The sequence below is a fragment of the Rhodococcus sp. KBS0724 genome (assembly GCF_005938745.2).
Taxonomy (GTDB): domain Bacteria; phylum Actinomycetota; class Actinomycetes; order Mycobacteriales; family Mycobacteriaceae; genus Rhodococcus_F.
This window is the reverse complement of sequence record NZ_VCBX02000001.1, coordinates 2,272,219-2,290,130: the sequence shown is the minus strand read 5'-3', so window position 1 is coordinate 2,290,130 and position 17,912 is coordinate 2,272,219. Positions and strand designations below refer to the sequence as shown.

17 protein-coding genes are annotated in these 17,912 nt (G+C 64.0%); 8 read left to right on the top strand and 9 right to left on the bottom strand.

The genetic code is table 11. The annotated features are described in order from the left end of the window. Positions 1-97: 97 nt before the first annotated feature. Positions 98-1,687 (top strand): MFS transporter, encoded by a 1,590-nt coding sequence (locus tag FFI94_RS10515; RefSeq protein ID WP_138872897.1) that lies wholly within the window; start codon positions 98-100, stop codon positions 1,685-1,687. Here FFI94_RS10515 and FFI94_RS10510 read toward each other — a convergent pair. The 5 genes from FFI94_RS10510 to hrcA form a co-directional block, all read right to left on the bottom strand. Next, complete coding sequence (locus tag FFI94_RS10510) at positions 1,679-2,452, bottom strand: alpha/beta hydrolase (RefSeq protein WP_138872896.1); 774 nt, start codon at positions 2,450-2,452, stop codon at positions 1,679-1,681. The two genes, FFI94_RS10515 and FFI94_RS10510, sit on opposite strands and share 9 nt — an antisense overlap. 14 nt (positions 2,453-2,466) lie before the next feature. Next, positions 2,467-3,705, bottom strand: a complete 1,239-nt coding sequence (locus tag FFI94_RS10505) for an Ig-like domain-containing protein (RefSeq protein ID WP_138873716.1) — start codon at positions 3,703-3,705, stop codon at positions 2,467-2,469. Positions 3,706-3,822: 117 nt separating this feature from the next. Continuing rightward, the gene (locus FFI94_RS10500) at positions 3,823-4,584 is read right to left on the bottom strand and encodes a 16S rRNA (uracil(1498)-N(3))-methyltransferase (protein ID WP_138872895.1); all 762 of its coding nucleotides are present in this window, start codon (positions 4,582-4,584) and stop codon (positions 3,823-3,825) included. A gap of 2 nt (positions 4,585-4,586) precedes the next feature. Then, positions 4,587-5,738 carry a molecular chaperone DnaJ gene (dnaJ, locus tag FFI94_RS10495; RefSeq protein ID WP_138872894.1) on the bottom strand — a complete coding sequence of 384 codons (1,152 nt, stop codon included), beginning with the start codon at positions 5,736-5,738 and terminating at the stop codon, positions 4,587-4,589. 79 nt (positions 5,739-5,817) lie between these two features. After that, positions 5,818-6,861, bottom strand: a complete 1,044-nt coding sequence (hrcA, locus tag FFI94_RS10490; RefSeq protein WP_033232979.1) for a heat-inducible transcriptional repressor HrcA — start codon at positions 6,859-6,861, stop codon at positions 5,818-5,820. Positions 6,862-6,958: 97 nt separating this feature from the next. On the opposite strand from hrcA, the gene FFI94_RS10485 reads away from it, so the two are divergent. Beyond that, positions 6,959-7,282, top strand: coding sequence for a type II toxin-antitoxin system VapB family antitoxin (locus FFI94_RS10485; protein WP_033232977.1), 324 nt, complete (start codon positions 6,959-6,961; stop codon positions 7,280-7,282). Here the strand turns inward: FFI94_RS10485 and FFI94_RS10480 are convergent. The 3 genes from FFI94_RS10480 to FFI94_RS10470 are packed head-to-tail and all read right to left on the bottom strand — an operon-like array spanning position 7,279 to position 9,711. Beyond that, positions 7,279-7,914 carry a CG0192-related protein gene (locus FFI94_RS10480; protein WP_138872893.1) on the bottom strand — a complete coding sequence of 212 codons (636 nt, stop codon included), beginning with the start codon at positions 7,912-7,914 and terminating at the stop codon, positions 7,279-7,281. The genes FFI94_RS10485 and FFI94_RS10480 overlap by 4 nt on opposite strands. A gap of 43 nt (positions 7,915-7,957) precedes the next feature. Continuing rightward, positions 7,958-8,767, bottom strand: a complete 810-nt coding sequence (locus FFI94_RS10475) for an ABC transporter permease (protein ID WP_138872892.1) — start codon at positions 8,765-8,767, stop codon at positions 7,958-7,960. Continuing rightward, positions 8,764-9,711 carry an ATP-binding cassette domain-containing protein gene (locus tag FFI94_RS10470; protein WP_138872891.1) on the bottom strand — a complete coding sequence of 316 codons (948 nt, stop codon included), beginning with the start codon at positions 9,709-9,711 and terminating at the stop codon, positions 8,764-8,766. The genes FFI94_RS10475 and FFI94_RS10470 overlap by 4 nt, the downstream gene beginning before the upstream one ends. 94 nt (positions 9,712-9,805) lie before the next feature. Between FFI94_RS10470 and FFI94_RS10465 the strand changes: the two genes are divergently transcribed. Next, positions 9,806-10,498: a TetR/AcrR family transcriptional regulator gene (locus tag FFI94_RS10465; RefSeq protein ID WP_260683990.1), complete on the top strand. Its 693-nt coding sequence runs from the start codon at positions 9,806-9,808 to the stop codon at positions 10,496-10,498. Between the two features lie 174 nt (positions 10,499-10,672). Next, the gene (locus tag FFI94_RS10460; RefSeq protein WP_185993173.1) at positions 10,673-11,572 is read left to right on the top strand and encodes a hypothetical protein; all 900 of its coding nucleotides are present in this window, start codon (positions 10,673-10,675) and stop codon (positions 11,570-11,572) included. 4 nt (positions 11,573-11,576) lie between these two features. On the opposite strand, the gene hemW is transcribed toward FFI94_RS10460, so the two are convergent. Next, entirely contained in the window at positions 11,577-12,779 is a 1,203-nt protein-coding gene (gene hemW, locus FFI94_RS10455) for a radical SAM family heme chaperone HemW (RefSeq protein WP_138872888.1), read from the bottom strand. A gap of 471 nt (positions 12,780-13,250) precedes the next feature. On the opposite strand from hemW, the gene FFI94_RS10445 reads away from it, so the two are divergent. From FFI94_RS10445 to FFI94_RS10430, 4 genes are read left to right on the top strand one after another with little or no spacing between them, the layout of a single operon-like run. Next, the gene (locus FFI94_RS10445) at positions 13,251-14,981 is read left to right on the top strand and encodes a nitrite/sulfite reductase (RefSeq protein WP_138872887.1); all 1,731 of its coding nucleotides are present in this window, start codon (positions 13,251-13,253) and stop codon (positions 14,979-14,981) included. After that, positions 14,978-15,691: a phosphoadenylyl-sulfate reductase gene (locus tag FFI94_RS10440; RefSeq protein ID WP_138872886.1), complete on the top strand. Its 714-nt coding sequence runs from the start codon at positions 14,978-14,980 to the stop codon at positions 15,689-15,691. Before FFI94_RS10445 ends, FFI94_RS10440 begins: the two co-directional genes overlap by 4 nt. Further along, positions 15,688-16,623, top strand: a complete 936-nt coding sequence (gene cysD, locus FFI94_RS10435; protein ID WP_138872885.1) for a sulfate adenylyltransferase subunit CysD — start codon at positions 15,688-15,690, stop codon at positions 16,621-16,623. The genes FFI94_RS10440 and cysD overlap by 4 nt, the downstream gene beginning before the upstream one ends. After that, the gene (locus FFI94_RS10430) at positions 16,623-17,909 is read left to right on the top strand and encodes a sulfate adenylyltransferase subunit 1 (protein ID WP_138872884.1); all 1,287 of its coding nucleotides are present in this window, start codon (positions 16,623-16,625) and stop codon (positions 17,907-17,909) included. Before cysD ends, FFI94_RS10430 begins: the two co-directional genes overlap by 1 nt. Positions 17,910-17,912: the final 3 nt, after the last annotated feature.

The window sequence follows — 17,912 nt, the reverse complement described above, 5'->3', positions numbered from 1 at the left end:
TTCCTGATGTGATCTGAATCAATGATAGTTGCACAATGCTGTGCAAGTTATTAACTTACACAGCAGTGTGCAAATTGATCAGAAACGGAGTCGAGCCATGACAACTCTCATGAGCAAACCTGTCGCAGAAATGGACCAGCCGTACTCACGGCGATGGGCAGCACTGGGGGTGTTGTGTCTGAGCCTGCTGATCGTCGTCATGGCAAATACAGCGCTGATCGTCGCGGCACCGGACATGACACGCGATCTCGGACTCACCAGCACACAACTTCAATGGGTCATCGACGGCTACACCGTCCCCTACGCTGCGCTGATGTTGCTGTTCGGCGTAATCGGCGACAAGTACAGCCGCCGCGGGGCCCTCCTCGCCGGACTCGCGGTCTTCGCCGCGGGCGCAGTCTTCGGCAGCATCGCCGACACCACCAACGCCGTCATTGCGGCGCGCATGATCATGGGCGTCGGCGCCGCGATCATCATGCCCGCGACGCTGTCCCTCCTGGTCGCGACCTTCCCGAAATCCGAACGCTCCCGCGCCATCGCGGCCTGGGCGGCCACCTCAGGTCTCGCCATCGCGCTCGGCCCCCTGCTGGCCGGCTGGATTCTCGAAAGTCATTCGTGGAGCGCCACATTCCTGATCAACGTCCCGATCGCCGCGGTCGCCGCACTTGCGGCTGTGTTCCTGGTTCCACCGAGCAAGGCCGAGCACCTCGGCCGTATCGACTGGATCGGCGGCGCGCTGTCTGTTGTCACCATCGGCGCGCTGGTCTATTCGATCATCAACGGCTTCCACTTCGGGTGGACTGCCGGGCCCATCGGCGCAGCAGCGCTCGCCGTAGTCGGCCTCGCGCTGTTTGTCGCCTGGGAACTGCGTCACCCACAACCACTGCTCGACGTCCGTAAGCTCGGTCAGCGTGTGGTCGGCGGCGCAACTCTGGCAGTGCTGCTCCTGTTCCTGGCCGCTTTCGGCGCTATCTACTACATCTCGCAGCAATTCCAGTTCATTCTCGGATACGGGGCGCTCGAAACCGGTGTTCGTCTGTTGCCCTTGGCAATTGCCGTGTCGATCGGCGCAGTGGTCAGCGGCCGGATCACCCCGCTGATCGGTGTCCGCGCATCCATCGTCGGCGGCATGTTCATCGCTGCGATCGGCGTCCTCATCCTCACGCAGGTGAACGGCGACTCCGGCTACTGGATGTTCGCGGTCCCGCTGATCCTGCTCGGTCTCGGAATCGGCCTCAGTGAACCACCGGCCACCGACGCCATCATGGACAGCTTCTCCGAAGACGATCTCGGAGCTGCGGGCGGCCTCAACGACACCGCCATCGAACTCGGCGGATCGCTCGGCATTGCCATCCTCGGCTCGATTCTGGCTGCGAGCTACAAAGATTCGATTGCGGGTTTCATCGGCGGAATGCAGGTCCCGGAACTGACCGGCGAATTGGCGCAGCAAGCCGCCTACGCGCTGGAGGTGTCCGGAGAATCCGTCGGCGGCGCGTCCCTGGTCGCCGAAGAGTTGGCAGGCAACCCCGTGGCCGCAGCTCAGGCTCAGCCGCTGCTCGATGCGGCCGGTGCCGCGTACGCCGACGCGATCTCGGCCGCCAGTTGGGCAGGCGGCCTCGCACTGCTCGTCGGCGCGATCGTCGTCGCGTTCATCCTGCCCGGCAAGAAAGCTCCGGTGTCAGTGTGACGTGATCGGAGCCGGCGGGTCTTCGTCAAGCACCAATTCGCGGGAGACCCGCCACGACTGCGTCGAGGGCGAGAGAAATGCATCGTGCCCCTCGCCCTCGACCACACTCAAAACCGCGGGATCACCAGCCGCCTGCGCCGCTGTCACATACCGGGCACTGACTTTGGCCGGCACTTGCATGTCGTCACTGCCCGTCACACAGACGACGGGTACACCGATCGGCAACCGATGTTGCGGTGACGCAGTGCGATACAGATCAGGATCGGATTCGAAGGGAACACCGAAGAGATCCTCGATGTAGCTGATGCGTCGACCACGCTCGGCCGCCGACGCCAGATCCAGGGCTGCGGCTTGGGCGACAACGCGTTCCGGGCGGGTGAACACGTCCTTCTCCCCCGCCAGCCAGACGGCGAGGTGCCCACCGGCGGAGTGCCCCAGCAGGCGGACCTGTGTCAGGTCGAATTCGACCTCGGACGCCTCGGCCACAATCCCGGGAATCGCGTCGTACGCAGCTTTCACGTCGGCCGACATCTCCGGCCAGCCGCCGCCGGCTCCGAGTCTGCGGTACTCGATGTTCCACACCGCCACACCAGCTCGCGCGAGTTCAACGGCAAATGCGGTGCCGAGAATCAGGCTGTACTGACCACTCCAGAATCCGCCGTGAATAGCCATCACAACAGGGACCGGTCCGTCAGCAGTATCGGGAACGTACAGATGACCGAACTGCTGAGCGTGGGAACCGTAGGAAATCTTGTTCCGAGACACCAGGAGAACCTAGCTCAGGCGAGCGCGCTGCCCGCGGCCCACTCTGCCCACGAGAGGGTCCAGTCGCCGTTCTGCCACACCTCGAGCGGTGCGCCACCGGTGTTCTTGATCTCGACGACGTCACCGGGCTGCGCGAAGTCGAAGAACCACTTGGCATTGGCCGCACTGAGATTGAGGCAACCGTGCGACGTGTCGGTGTTGCCCTGAGCCCACACCGTACTTTCCAACTCGTGCAGGTAGATACCATCGGTGCTGATACGCGTCGCCCAGTTGATGGACTCCTTGTACCCGAGCCGCGAATTGATCGGCAGGCCGTACGTCGACGAGTCCATGATGACCGGGTTTGCCTTGTCCATCACCGTGTAGGTGCCGGGCTGTGTCCAGAAGGACAGTGTTGTGTCGCCGATGGTTTCGGTTCCACCCATGCCCATGGACGTCGGCATTTCCTTGATCACCTGACCGTTTTCGTACACGGTCACCATCTTGGTGTTGTCGTCGGCAATGGAGATGTGCGAGTCACCGATCGTGAAGGCGACCGTATCGTCCTGCTCGCCGTACAGGCCCTTGCCCAACTCTTTGCCGTAGATGTTCGCGCTCACCGACACCGTGGTTCCCGGCGTGTAGTACTCCTGCGGGCGCCAGTGCACGTTCTGACTGTCCACCCAGTACCAGGATCCGGTGACCGGCGGATTGGTCGTCACCAGTAGCGACTTCTCGGCAGCGGCTTTGTCACCGATCGATTCGTCGAAGTGAACCGCAACAACTGTGCCGACGCCGTACGTGCCACCCTCGGAGATGGACGCGCCGCCGGTGGTGTTGATGTAGGCACGCGTCTGATTGCTCGGGGCGACGGTGGTGAGCGTCGTGTTCTTGGTTGTGGCAACACCATTCGCGTCGACCGCATCGACAACCAGGTCGTAGGACTTGTCGTAGCCGAGCGGTTCACTCGGCTTCCACGCGGTCTTGTCCGGGGTGATGATTCCGGCGACGTCCTTACCGTCCGGATTGGTGAGGGTGACGCTCGTCAAAGTGCCCTTGGCGACCTCGACGGTGACGGGGTCGAGCGGATTGATCGGAGTGCCACCTTCTGCAGGCGACACGGAGATGACGGCGACACTGGTTGCCGTGGTGGCAACAGCACTCGCCGCCGGATCGGCCTTGTCGTCAGTGGATACGGTGCACCCCACAGCCAGCATCATTGCCGCGACGGCAGCCACCGCGACGGCAACTCGCTTATGCGCACGTGAGCGCATCATTCCTCCTGAGATTTCCGAACGAACCCGCGGAATGCCGCCGGGCGATTTCAACGATAGTGCTCATGGCTGACACTTCGCTGAGCGCAAGGTCTCAATCGGCTTGAAGTCACACACTCAGTGCAGTGGTCGTGGTCCCCAGCGATCGGTCAGGACCCCGATTGCCCCCAATGCAACTGCGCCCGCCGTCGACGTTCGCAGAACGGTCGGGCCGAGTAGTACCGGAGTTGCGCCGGCGTCCGAGAGCGCCGCGATCTCCGAGTCGTCGAGCCCACCTTCGGGTCCGACAACGAGGAACACCTCGTCAGCGCCGGCGAGTGGCAGTGCGGCCAGCGGCGTCGTCGCGGACTCGTGCAGAACGGCGACGACGGCGCCTCGGGCCACGGCGTCGCGAACCAGCGCAACCACAGCCGGGGTCTTGTGCAGTTCGGCGATCTCCGGAACGAATGCCCGACGCGACTGCTTGGCCGCCGACACAGCGGCGCTACGCCAACGAGCGACACCCTTGGTGAGCTTCGCGCCCTCCCATTTGGCGACGCATCGCAGTGACTGCCAGGGAATGACGGCGTCGACACCGGCCTCGGTTGCCAGCTCGACAGCCAACTCGGAACGCTCGGCCTTCGGCAATGCCTGAACGAGCGTCACGAGCGGTTTCGGCTGCTCGAGTACCTGTACGTCACTGACCAGAAGTTCCAGGCGATCTTTCCCGGCGCTGGTCACCTCGGCATCGGCGACACGGCCACGGCCATCTGCCAACACAAGTCGCTCACCGACACCGATCCGGCGGACGGTCGCCGCATGGCGACCCTCCGGACCGTCCAGAACTGCAGTCTCACCGACACCCGGAACGGGGTCGAGGAAAAAGACCGTCGCAGCCACCGTCAGCGGCCGCTGAATGCTTCGCGAAGACGCGAGAACAACCCGCCGCTGTTCTGCGACCCGGTGGAGACAACTTCGGCCTCGTCACGATCGCGGAGCAGCTTGAATTCCTTGAGCAACTTGGACTGCTTGTTGTCGAGGCGACTCGGGATGACCACTTCGAGGTGAGCGTGGAGATCGCCGCGCGTACCGGACCGCAACTTCGGCATACCGTGTCCACGCAGGACAGCGACGTGACCGGGCTGAGTTCCTGGTTCGATGGAGATTTCCTTGGGTCCGTCGATGATGGTGTCGACGGTGACCGTCGTACCCAGTGCCGCATCGACCATGGGGACGCGAATGGTGCAGTGCAGATCTTCGCCGTCGCGGACGAAGACCTCATGCTGCTGCTCGACGATTTCGACGTACAGATCACCGGGATGTCCGCCGCCGGGGCCGACCTCACCCTGCGCGGTCAGGCGGATACGCATGCCGCCGGCAACACCTGCCGGAACCTTCACGGTGATGTCACGCTTCGCGCGCACGCGGCCGTCGCCACCACACTTGTGGCAGGGATCGGGGATGGTCTCGCCGGCGCCGCGGCACGTGGGGCACGGACGCGAGGTCATGACCTGGCCGAGGAACGAACGCTGGACCGACTGCACTTCACCGGCGCCGTTACACGTCTCACAACGGACAGGCTTGGAATCACCGTTCGTGCCGGCGCCCGTGCAACTGTCACACAGAATCGCGGTCTCGACGGTGACGTGCTTGCTGACGCCCGTCGCACATTCTTCGAGAGTCAGTTTGGTACGCAGCAGGGAATCGGCACCGGGCTGCACTCGTCCGCGAGGTCCACGGCCCGCGCCACCGCCGCCGCCGAAGAACGCTTCGAAGACGTCGCCGAGGCCACCGCCGCCGAATCCACCGCCGAAGCCGCCACCGCCGCCTCCACCGGATTCGAGGGGATCGCCGCCGAGGTCCACGATGCGACGCTTCTCCGGATCGGTGAGAACCTCGTACGCCGTCGAGATCTCCTTGAACCGAGCCTGCGCTGCCTCGTCGGGGTTGACGTCAGGGTGCAGTTCGCGAGCCAGTTTGCGGTATGCGCGCTTGAGTTCCTGGTCGGTCGCGTTCTTGTCGACGCCGAGCAATCCGTAGTAATCCCGTGCCACGTTTTTTCTCTCGTCCTTCTCTTACTTCTAGTTTTCCTCGTACCTCACGAAGAGGAGCGTCCGCCGGCGGCGACGCGCGTCATCGTTCGGAGAGGACTTCGCCGATGTATCTGGCAACGGCGGCAACCGATGCAATTGTTCCCGGATAGTCCATCCGAGTGGGACCGAGCACACCGACACCACCGAAAACGGTACCGGCCGCACCGTAGCCCGTCGAAATCACGGAGGTTCCGCGCATTTGCTCGACCTGAGTTTCTTCACCGATCCGGACGGTAACCATCCCGGCGTTCTGGGTCGAGGCCAGCAGTTTCAGCACCACAACCTGCTCTTCGAGCGCTTCGAGCACCGCCCGCAACGAGCCCGGGAATCCGGCCAGCCCGGAGAAGTCGGAGGCATTGCGCGTCAGGTTGGCCGTCCCGCCGAGCACCAGACGCTCCTCGGGATGCTCGACCAGTGTCTCGACCAGGATCGTCGCGGACCGGACAACGGCGTCGCGCAGATCGTCGGGAGCCTCGTCGGCCAGTTCGGAGACGGCGATGGACGCGGCAGCCAGGCGCTTGCCTTCCAGCGCGCCGCCCAGCAGTGCACGCAACCTGGACAGATCCTCGTCCACGAGGACGTCGCCCAACTCGACGATGCGCTGATCGACTCGCCCGGAGTCGGTGATGAGAACAAGGAGCAGCCTCGCCGGGGTCAACGCCACCACTTCGAGATGACGGACCGACGACGCCGACAGCGTCGGATACTGAACCACGGCTACCTGCCGGGTCAATTGAGCCAGCAGACGCACACCGCGCCGCAGCACGTCGTCGAGGTCTACGCCGGATTCCAGAAATTCCAGAATGGCGCGGCGCTCAGGTCCGGACAGCGGTTTGACGTCCGCGATGCGGTCGACGAACTCGCGATATCCCTTGTCCGTCGGCACGCGCCCCGAACTGGTGTGAGGCTGGGCGATGTAGCCCTCGGCTTCGAGAAACGCCATGTCGTTGCGCACGGTGGCGCTCGACACGCCAAGATTGTGACGCTCGACCAGAGCCTTCGACCCGACCGGATCCTGCGTGGAAACGTAATCCGCGACGATCGCCCGCAGGACCTCGAATCGCCTGTCGTCGGTACTCGACATAGTTGCGACCTCCGTTTCCTGCGCTCTGTGCACTGATCTCAACTGGCAGTCTAATCGCCCGAGCGCCAGTCTCGGGTGTTGCCCTTACTGTGGAGTCATGATTTTCAAGGGCGTTATGGACGGCAAGCCGTATCCCGACCACGGACTGTCCCTTCGTGACTGGTCCAAATTTCCGCCGCGTCAGGTCCGGCTCGACGAGATCGTGACCACCACCAAGGTCCTCGAACTCGACCGCCTGCTGTCGGAGGACTCCACGTTCTACGGCGATCTCTTTCCGCACGCCGTCCAGTGGAAGGGCACCCTGTATCTCGAAGACGGCCTGCACCGGGCAGTGCGTTCAGCGCTGCGAAATCGTGTGGTTCTCCATGCTCGGGTCTTCGATTACGACGCGATGCCCGGAATCATCGAAGGTTCGCACTAACCGATCTGCAGCGATGCAAGCAACGCGGGATCAGCCTGGCCGGGCCACGTACCGGTCAGGGTGAGACCGCCGAATTCGGCTGCGGCGTCGACCACTCTGACCACCGTCAACTCCAACGGACCGGACGTGATCGTGGTTTCCGAACCCACTGTCGAGCACGTCACCGTCGAGCGCATCACCGCATCGATCGCCGGAACCTCGCCGGACCCGCTGCCCACCACGTGCATTGTGACCTCCTTGGCGCTGCCGGGATTCGCGAACTCCAGTGCCGCTTCCGTTCCCCCGGTGCGGATGGTCGTTGCCAGTGCGAGGACATACGCGGGATCGCAGCACGCGTCGTAGACCCACCGCTCCCCCAGGACGGAATGGTCCATGGTGGAGATCAGGAAGGCTTCCGCTCCGGCGAGTGGAGCGCCTCGGTACGTGAGCGGAACCTGGAGAACCGAGCCGTCCGCCGTGCGGAGCAGATGGGTCTCGATCCCGACCTCGCCGTCCGGATCATCGAAGCGGTAGGCGTCGATGTGATCGAGGCTCGACGTATCGGCGGATCCGGTCCACGGTTGCTCAGGCACCCACGCCCTGAGCAGGTCGATCTTCGACGGATTCAGTGTCGCGCTGTGTATGAGGGCCACGCAGCTGAGGTTACGCCGCAGTGCGGTCACGCGGGCAGTGCGGCTACTGCGATGAGGAGTAGCGCCGCACCGCGATCGGAACCGCGACCGCAAGTAGTACGGCAGTCCAACCGAACGCTGCTGCGACGGGATGCTGCATGGGCCAGGATGCATCGGGTGCAACACCGGTATCCGAACCGAACAGCTCACGCAACGCCGCCACCACCGCGCTGACGGGATTCCACTCGGCCACCGTCGCAACAACACTCGGCATTGTCTCCGTCGGGACAAAAACGTTCGAGAGCATGATTGTTCCGAAGATCAGCGGGGCGAGCTGCTGAAGCATCTGCTCGTCCCGGATTGCGCTGCCGAGCACGATCCCGAGCCACGCCAGTGCCCATCGAAATGCCACGAGCAGCAGTATCGCAAGCGCCACGTCCGTGGCCGACGCATCGATCCGCCATCCCGACAGATACCCGACTCCCGCCATGGCCGCCAAAGCCAGTACGCCGGTGACGGTTTCCGCCAGCGCCAGACCCGCCGGCATGGCAACGGGCCCGATGGGCAAGGCGCGTAGTCGGTCGGTCAGGCCACTGTGCAGGTCCGCGTTCACTGTCGAGGCGGTGACCACCAAGCCCATCGCCGCCACCAGAACAAGCACTCCCGGAGTGAGATACGACCGATACGCGGCCCCGTCGGCACCGCCGGACAGCGCGCCACCGAACACGAAGCCGAACAGCAGCATCATGCCAAGGGGCGCAGCAAGAGTCACCGCTACCAGTGCGGGCGCATGGCGATACACTGCAACGATCCGCAGAAACAGGATTCGGGTGCCGGTGAACGCCGAGACGACAGTTCGGGTGGGTGTGGTCATGCGGAAATCCTCTCGCTGGTGTGGCCGGTGAGGGCCAGGAAGGCGTCGTCCAGTGTTGCCCGGCGACGCCCGATGTCCTGTACGGCAATTCCCGCGTCGTCGAGCGCTCGCAGTATCGGCAGCAGTGCGATCGACTGCCCGTCGAAGGCAAAGGACAGTTCCGTCGCCGATTCGTCGGAAGCGCCTGGCCGGCCGCCGAATCGCCCGACAATCCCGGTGACGTCAGCGCATCGCTGCTCGTCGACGATCACCACGTCGAGTCCCGTGCCGGCTACCTCGACGATCTCGTCCGGCGTTCCGGCAGCGACCACCCGTCCCTCGTCGATGATGGTGACGGCGTCCGCCAACTTGTCGGCCTCGTCGAGGTATTGAGTTGTCAAGACGACGGTCGTGCCGTCATTCACGAAACTCCGTACGTAGTCGTAGATTTCGTGCCGGCTTCTCGGATCGAGACCCGTCGTCGGCTCGTCGAGAAACAGAACTGCCGGGCGCACCACCATTCCCGCTACGATGTCGAGCCGCCTTCGCATGCCGCCGGAATACGTCTGCACCTGCTGGTCGGCGGCATCCACGAGATCAAATCTTTCGAGTAGTTCCCCCGCGTGCCGACGGGCAGCCTTGGGCGCATATCCATTGAGCCGGGCAAACATGGTGAGGTTTTCCGCGCCGGTCAGACGGGGGTCGACGGCATGAAACTGTCCAACCAACCCGATGTTCTTCTTCACCTGCACGGCATCGCGGACGGTGTCGAATCCGAGAATGCGAGCACTACCCGCACTCGGCCGCAACAGCGTTGCAAGCATCCGCACGATCGTTGTCTTGCCGGACCCGTTCGGCCCGAGCAGTGCGTGAACACTCCCTGCCGGAACGCTCAGATCCACACCGTCGACCACCGTGCGTTTTCCGTAACGCCTGGTGAGCGATTCCGCTTCGATAGCCGGCACGTCAACCTCCTAAATTGGGAACAGTGTTCGCAATAAAAGAATAGACAACTGCGAACAGTGTTCGCAACTGCTGAAGTGGGGCATGCTTGGTGTTATGACCAACGCCGGACCACCGGCCTCGCTGTGGCTGCGAGGCGAGGACACCAAACGAGGACCCCGCCCCGCCTACACGCTGGAACAACTTGCCGATGCCTGTGTCCGAATCGCCGACGCCCAGGGACTCCGCGCGGTGTCGATGCGCCTTGTCGCGCAGGATCTCGGGACGGCCGCAGCGTCGCTGTACCGGTATGTCAACGGCAAGGACGACCTGATGGCGCTCATGGCCGACTCCGTCGGCGCCGAATACGACTACCCGGCTTTGACCGGAGACGTCCGCACCGACATCCTCGCAATCACCGTGCAGTCACGCGGTATTCACCACCGGCACCCCTGGCTGAGTCAGATCCAGCCGACCAGCCTCGGCCCACAGTCGATGCGATACCTCGACCAGATGGCGGGCGCGCTGTCACCGACCGGGTTGAGTGCCACAGCGACGATGACCGGAATTGCATTGCTCACGGGATGGGTGACCAGCTTCGCAGCGCAGGAAGCCGCCGGCCTGTCCGCGGGTTCCTCGGCCGACAGCGGAGCCGAACACATCAGTGCACTACTCACTCATGGCGACTATCCACATCTGGTTGCGCTCTATGCAAGCGCCGATATCAACTCCTCCGCAACGGAATCGATCGACAACAACACGGCATTCGAGGCCGGAATCGACGCACTGCTGTTCGGCATCGCCCAATAATCGAGCACCCCGCAACCACATCTGAACGGCCAGTTTCGTCCAGATATACGCACTGGACAAAAATGGCCAGAAATAATGCGTGCTTTTGACCGAACTGTCCGTTATCTTTGCTCAGTGGTTACCGTCGGTGCCGCACCGCCCCTGTGCGGAATTTTGCCGCAGAGAGGCACTGCCATGGTTCACCGGCGCCGACTACGCCCCGGCAGTCGTTTCCAGGGTCTCGCCGTCGTAGTGACTGGAGGTGTGCTCACTCTCGCTGCTGTGGCGATCGCTGCGGCCAGACCGGATGACGTGCCGGTCGAACCACTCGGAAACGCGACGTACTGGGGATGGGACGGTTCCGCGCTGGTCGCGAAGACCCCGCAGGGTAGTGGCTTCACCGCCTACGCCGAAGGCGGCAGCCATTCGCTGGCGCTGAAATCCGACGGCACCATCACGTCGTGGGGAAACGACGGCTCCAAGCTGGTCGCGAACACTCCCACCGGTAGTGGCTTCACCGCTATCGCCACCGGCACCTACCATTCGGCGGCGCTGAAAGCCGACGGCACCATCACCTCCTGGGGCTGGGACACCTACCACCAGGTCACGAACACGCCCACCGGCAGCGACTTCACCGCCATCGCCGCCGGCGACAGCCATTCGGTGGCCCTGAAAGCCGACGGCACCATCACCTCCTGGGGAGACGACGGCTTCAACCAGGTCACGAACACCCCAGCCGGAAACGGATTCACCGCCATCGCAGCGGGCAACTATCACTCGGTGGCGCTGAAAGCCGACGGCACCGTCATTTCCTGGGGAGGCGACAGCCACCGGGTAGTCACCAACTCTCCTCAGGGCAGCGGCTTCACCGCCGTCGCCGCCGGAGCCCACCACTCGGTCGCCCTGAAAGCCGACGGCACCATTACTTCGTGGGGCTGGGACAACAACAGACAGGTCACGAATACGCCCAGGGGTAGCGGCTTCACCGCCATCAAGGCCGGCGCGAACCATTCATCAGCCCTGAAAGCCGACGGCACCATCATTTCCTGGGGAGACGACAACGTCACACAGGTGACGAACATCTACCCGAAGTAGCCGCTCAGGTCAGTACCGTGCGGATGACAGCGTCGGCGAGCAGCCGACCACGATCGGTCAGGATCAGATGATCGTCATCGACGATCGCCAAACCGTCGGCAACAACCTGATCGGCCGAATTGCGTTCGGACACAGTTAATTCCGCCAACGGTAGTCCGGTACGCAACCTCGCGGTCAGCATCACCCGCTCCATGTGAATATCGTCGGCGGACAGTTCCTCACTGCCACCGACGGGCAGCTCACCCTGAGCGAGCTGCTCCGCATAGCGCGCCGGATGCTTGACGTTCCACCACCGCACTCCGCCGACATGGCTATGTGCACCGGGACCCGCACCCCACCAGTCGCCGCCGTCCCAGTAACCGAGGTTGTGACGGCAACGCGTGTCCCCCGACTCCGCCGTTTCCGCCTTGGCCCAGTTGGAGACCTCGTACCAGTTCAAGCCCGCCGCGGACAGGCGCGCGTCGATCCGTTCGTATCGCGACGCCAAGACATCGTCGTCGGGAGCGGGTAATTCACCACGACGGACCTTGCGCGCCATCGCGGTACCGTCCTCGACGATGAGCGCGTACGCCGAAACGTGGTCGACGCCGGCCGAGAGCACCGCATCGAGAGACGCGTCGAGATCCTCGTCCCGCTCCCCCGGCGTTCCGTAGATCAAGTCGAGATTGACGTGCGCGAACCCTGCGGCGCGAGCCTCTTTGGCGGCCGCCACTGCCCTACCCGGCGTGTGGGTGCGATCCAGGATCTTGAGCACATGCTGGGCCGCCGACTGCATGCCGAGAGATATTCGCGTGAAACCCGCGCTCCGCAGAGCGTCGAAGAACTCCGGCGATGTCGATTCGGGATTCGATTCCGTCGTCACCTCCGCACCGGCCGCCAAGCCGAAACTGCTGCGTACCGCCCCGAGCACCTCAGACAAGCCGTCGCCGCCCAGAAGCGACGGGGTGCCGCCGCCGACGAACACCGTCTCCGCTGCCGGAGCCCCCGTCATCGCTGCCGCGAGGTCGAGTTCGCGTTTGAGCCCTTCCAACCAGGACTGTGGCGACGCCGAGGTTCCCAACTCGCCTGCCGTGTACGTGTTGAAGTCGCAGTAGCCACACCGCGTCGCGCAGAACGGGACGTGAACGTAAATTCCGAACGGCCGCGTCCCGACGCCCTCGATCGACGCAGCGGGCAACACGAAGGGGGTTGTAGCGGTGGCATTCACTCCACCAGTCTCCCAGCATCGCGCGCGCCCACCTATTCGTCGACCAGGTCCGCCTACCAAGTCCCCTGAGCACGCTATTTCCCCCAAATTTCGTGGAAATAGGTCCCCGAGTCGGAATTATCGAGTTGACGTGGCACAATGGTCCGCATGACCGGACTCGGAGTACGACTTGTGGCGCGTCGCCACGTCGACTTCAAGCGCGTGTGCAGTTCCACGTGTCTGCATTGTTGTTGCTGTTGATCTTCATCTGATCAACCAGCCTTCCCCGCTCATCTCCACCTGTTTCCCCAGCCTTCAGCGTTTTCGCTGCCTGCTTGGTGAGCACATCTGCCGGCCGCAAGCCTTTCGAGCCCGAGGACAGCCCCCTCACTCGACACGGTCCGGTGCACCCCGATCGGACAGAGTCACAACGCTGCAGCGTTTGTGTGCCTCGCGCCTGATCAACACCGCCGAAGATCCAGGAGTTCATCGATGACGTCGACAACCGACGCCGCCCAGACTGCCGAGTCGGCAGCGCCCGCCGCGGCACGGCCTGCTCGCGCTGCTCGCCCCACGAAGCAGCGCGCCGAAGGTCAGTGGGCCCTCGGATACCGCGAGCCGCTCAACGCCAACGAGCAGGCCAAGAAGGACGACAACCCGCTCAACGTGCGAGCGCGCATCGAGAACATCTACTCGAAGCAGGGTTTCGACAGCATCGACAAGAGCGACCTGCGTGGCCGGTTCCGTTGGTGGGGTCTCTACACCCAGCGCGAAGAGGGATACGACGGCACCTTCACCGGCGACGAGAACCTCGACCTCCTCGAGGCCAAGTACTTCATGATGCGAGTGCGCTGCGACGCCGGCGCGCTCAACGTCGAACAGCTGCGCACCATCTCCGGTATCTCGAAGGAGTTCGGCCGGAACACCGCCGACCTGTCCGACCGTGAGAACGTGCAGTTCCACTGGATCGAGGTCGAGAACGTCCCGGAGATCTGGAAGCGTCTCGAAGCCGTCGGACTCAAGACCACCGAAGCGTGCGGTGACTGCCCCCGCGTTGTCCTCGGTTCACCCCTGGCCGGCGAATCACTCGACGAGGTCCTCGATCCCACTCCCGCGATCGACGAGATCGTGCGCCGCTACATCGGTGACCCCAAGTACTCCAACCTGCCGCGCAAGTTCAAGACCGCCATCTCCGGTCAGCAGGATGTCGTTCACGAGATCAACGACATCGCCTTCATCGGCGTGAACCACCCCGAGCACGGTCCCGGTCTCGACCTCTGGGTCGGCGGCGGCCTCTCCACCAACCCGATGCTCGCGCAGCGCGTCGGCGCCTGGATTCCGCTCGACGAGGTTCCCGACGTCTGGGAAGGTGTCGTCTCGATCTTCCGCGACTACGGCTACCGTCGTCTGCGCGCCAAGGCCAGGCTCAAGTTCCTCATCAAGGACTGGGGCATCGAGAAGTTCCGTGAGGTTCTCGAGACCGAGTACCTCAAGCGTCCGCTCATCGACGGTCCCGCACCGGAGAAGCCCACGCGCCCGATCGATCACGTCGGCATCCAGAAGACCCGAAACGGCCTCAACGCAGTCGGTTTCGCACCGATCGCCGGCCGCGTCTCCGGCGACATCCTGGGACAGGTCGCCGATGCGGCGGAGAAGGCCGGCAGCGACCGGATCCGCTTCACCCCGTACCAGAAGCTCATCATCCTCGACGTTGCCGACGAGACCCTGGAGCCTCTCATCGCCGACCTCGACGCACTGGGCCTGCCCGCGCGCCCGTCGCACTGGCGCAAAAACCTCATGGCGTGCTCCGGCATCGAGTTCTGCAAGCTCTCGTTTGCCGAGACCCGCAAGCGCTCACAGGTTCTCGTTCCGGAACTCGAAGAGCGTCTGGCCGACATCAACAGCCAGCTCGACGTGCCGATCACCATCAACATCAACGGCTGCCCCAACTCGTGCGCCCGCTCGCAGGTCGCGGACATCGGCTTCAAGGGCCAGCTCGTCGACGACGGTGACGGGAATCAAGTGGAGGGTTTCCAGGTTCACCTGGGAGGCAGCCTCGGATTCGACAGCGCCTTCGGACGCAAGCTGCGCCAGCACAAGGTCACCAGCCTCGAGATGGGTGACTACATCGACCGCGTCGTACGCCAGTTCGCGAAGAACCGCAACGAAGGTGAGCGGTTCGCCGAATGGGCAGTGCGAGCAGACGAAGGAGATTTGCGATGACAGTGGACATTTCGCGAGCAAGCACCGACGAACTTCGCGCAATCGCCGAGCGCGGCGCCGTAGAACTCGACGGCGCCAGCGCACAGGAACTGTTGCAGTGGACCGAGGACACGTTCGGTGACTCGTACATTGTTGCGTCGAACATGCAGGACGGGGTGCTGGTTCACCTTGCCGCACAGGTACATCCAGGCGTCGACGTACTCTTCCTCGACACCGGCTACCACTTCCCCGAGACCATCGGCACGCGTGACGCTGTCGAGCAGGTGTACGGCGTCAACGTCATCAACGCTCGCGCACTCGCCAGCGTCGGTGAGCAGGACATCGCCGAAGGCAAAGACCTCTTCGCCCGCGATCCCAACCGCTGCTGCGCACTCCGCAAGGTCGCACCACTCAAGCAGACTCTGTCCGGCTACAGCGCGTGGGTGACCGGCATCCGCCGCGTCGAGGCCCCCACCCGCGCCAACGCTCCCCTGATCTCCTTCGACGAAGGCTTCGGACTCGTCAAGATCAACCCGATCGCGCCGTGGTCGGACGAGGAGATGCAGAACTACATCGACACCCATTCCATCCTCGTCAATCCACTTGTCGACGAGGGCTATCCATCCATCGGCTGCGCGCCCTGCACCAGCAAGCCAGCCCCCGGCAGCGATCCGCGTAGCGGTCGTTGGGCCGGTGCCTCCAAGACAGAATGCGGGTTGCACGCATCATGACAGTTGATTTGACACCCTCACGGCCTCAGCTCGACGGCACGCAGTTCGATACCCTCGACGCCCTCGAGTCCGAAGCAATCCACATCTTCCGAGAGGTAGCCGGCGAGTTCGAACGCCCGGTCATCCTGTTCTCGGGCGGCAAGGACTCCACGGTGCTTCTGCACCTGGCCATCAAGGCCTTCTGGCCTGCGCCGTTGCCGTTCACACTGCTGCACGTCGACACCGGCCACAACCTGCAGGAAGTTCTCGACTTCCGCGACCACGTCGTGGCGAAGTACAACCTGCGCCTGCACGTGGCCAGCGTCGAGGAGTACATCGCGGACGGTCGCCTCACCGAGCGTCCCGACGGTATCCGCAACCCGCTGCAGACCGTTCCGTTGCTGGACGCGATCTCCGAGAACCGCTTCGACGCCGTCTTCGGTGGCGCTCGACGCGACGAGGAGCGCGCCCGCGCCAAGGAGCGGATCTTCTCGCTGCGCAACGCTTTCGGTCAGTGGGACCCCAAGAAGCAGCGCCCGGAGCTGTGGAACCTGTACAACGGTCGCCACTCCCCCGGCGAGCAGGTGCGTGTCTTCCCGCTCAGCAACTTCACCGAGCTGGATATCTGGCGCTACATCGCCCGCGACAACGTCGAACTCGCCAGCATCTACTACTCCCACCAGCGTCCGGTGTACCAGCGCGACGGCATGTGGATGACCCCCGGAGTCTGGGGCGGTCCGACCGAAGGCGAAGAGCTGCAGACCCTTTCGGTGCGTTACCGCACCGTCGGCGACGGCTCCACCACCGGCGCTGTCCTCTCCGATGCAGCCGACAACGAAGCGATTCTCGCCGAGGTTGCCGCATCACGTTTGACCGAGCGCGGCGCAACCCGTGGCGACGACCGAGTTTCCGAAGCGGCCATGGAAGACCGCAAGCGAGAGGGCTACTTCTGATGAGCGATCTGCTCAGACTGGCAACTGCCGGCAGCGTCGACGACGGAAAGTCCACCCTCGTGGGCCGTCTGTTGTACGACACCAAATCCGTTCTCGCCGACCAGATCGACGCCGTGACCCGCGCGTCGGTGGACCGCGGTCTCGACACCCCTGACCTCTCGCTTCTGGTGGACGGTCTGCGTGCCGAGCGTGAGCAGGGCATCACGATCGACGTGGCGTACCGCTACTTCGCGACTCCCAAGCGCACGTTCGTGCTGGCCGATACCCCGGGCCACGTGCAGTACACCCGCAACACGGTCTCCGGCGCATCGACGGCTCAGCTCGTGATCCTGCTGGTCGATGCCCGCAAGGGTGTCATCGCGCAGACTCGTAGGCACGCAGCCGTTCTCGCGCTGCTCGGTGTTCCGAAGCTCGTTCTCGCCGTGAACAAGATCGACCTCGTCGAGAACCCCGAAGAGGTCTTCACCTCGATCTCCGCGGAGTTCAACGAGCTCACCAGCTCACTGGGCTGGGCAAGTGAAGACGTCGTCGAGATCCCGGTGTCGGCTCTGCACGGTGACAACGTCGCCATCCGCTCGGACAAGACCCCGTACTACACCGGCCCCACGCTGATCGAGCACCTCGAGTCGATTCCGGTCGACGCCGAGCCGCATCGCGTCGGCCTGCGCTTCCCGGTGCAGTACGTGATCCGTCCCCGCACCGCGGAGTTCCTCGACTACCGCGGCTACGCAGGTCAGGTTGCCGCCGGTTCCGTCGTCCCCGGCGACGACGTGGTGATCCTGCCATCGGGCACCCGCACCAGCGTGGTCCGGATCGACACCGCCGACGGTGAACTGGATGTCGCTCACGCCGGGCGCAGCGTCACGCTGATCCTGGCCGACGACGTCGACGTCTCACGCGGCGACACCATCGCCTCGCCGTCTGACGCACCGGAGCCCATCGGCGAATTCGACGCCACCGTCTGCTGGCTGGCCGAAAAGCCGCTGCGTCCCGGCGCTCGTCTGCTGCTCAAGCACGGCACGCGCACGACGCAGGCCATCGTGGGCAGCTTGGTCGAGCGTTTCAACGAGCAGGACCTCACCACGGATCAGAGCCCGGACACTCTCGAGCTCAACGAGATCGGCAAGATCTCGATCCGGGTGGCCGAGCCGATCGTGGCCGACGACTATGCCGTCAACCGCCACACGGGCAGCTTCCTGCTGATCGATCCCGCTGGTGGAAACACCCTCGCAGCCGGCCTGGTCGGCGACGTCATTTCCGCTGTCGAATTGGGCGAGCGCGTCTAAGCA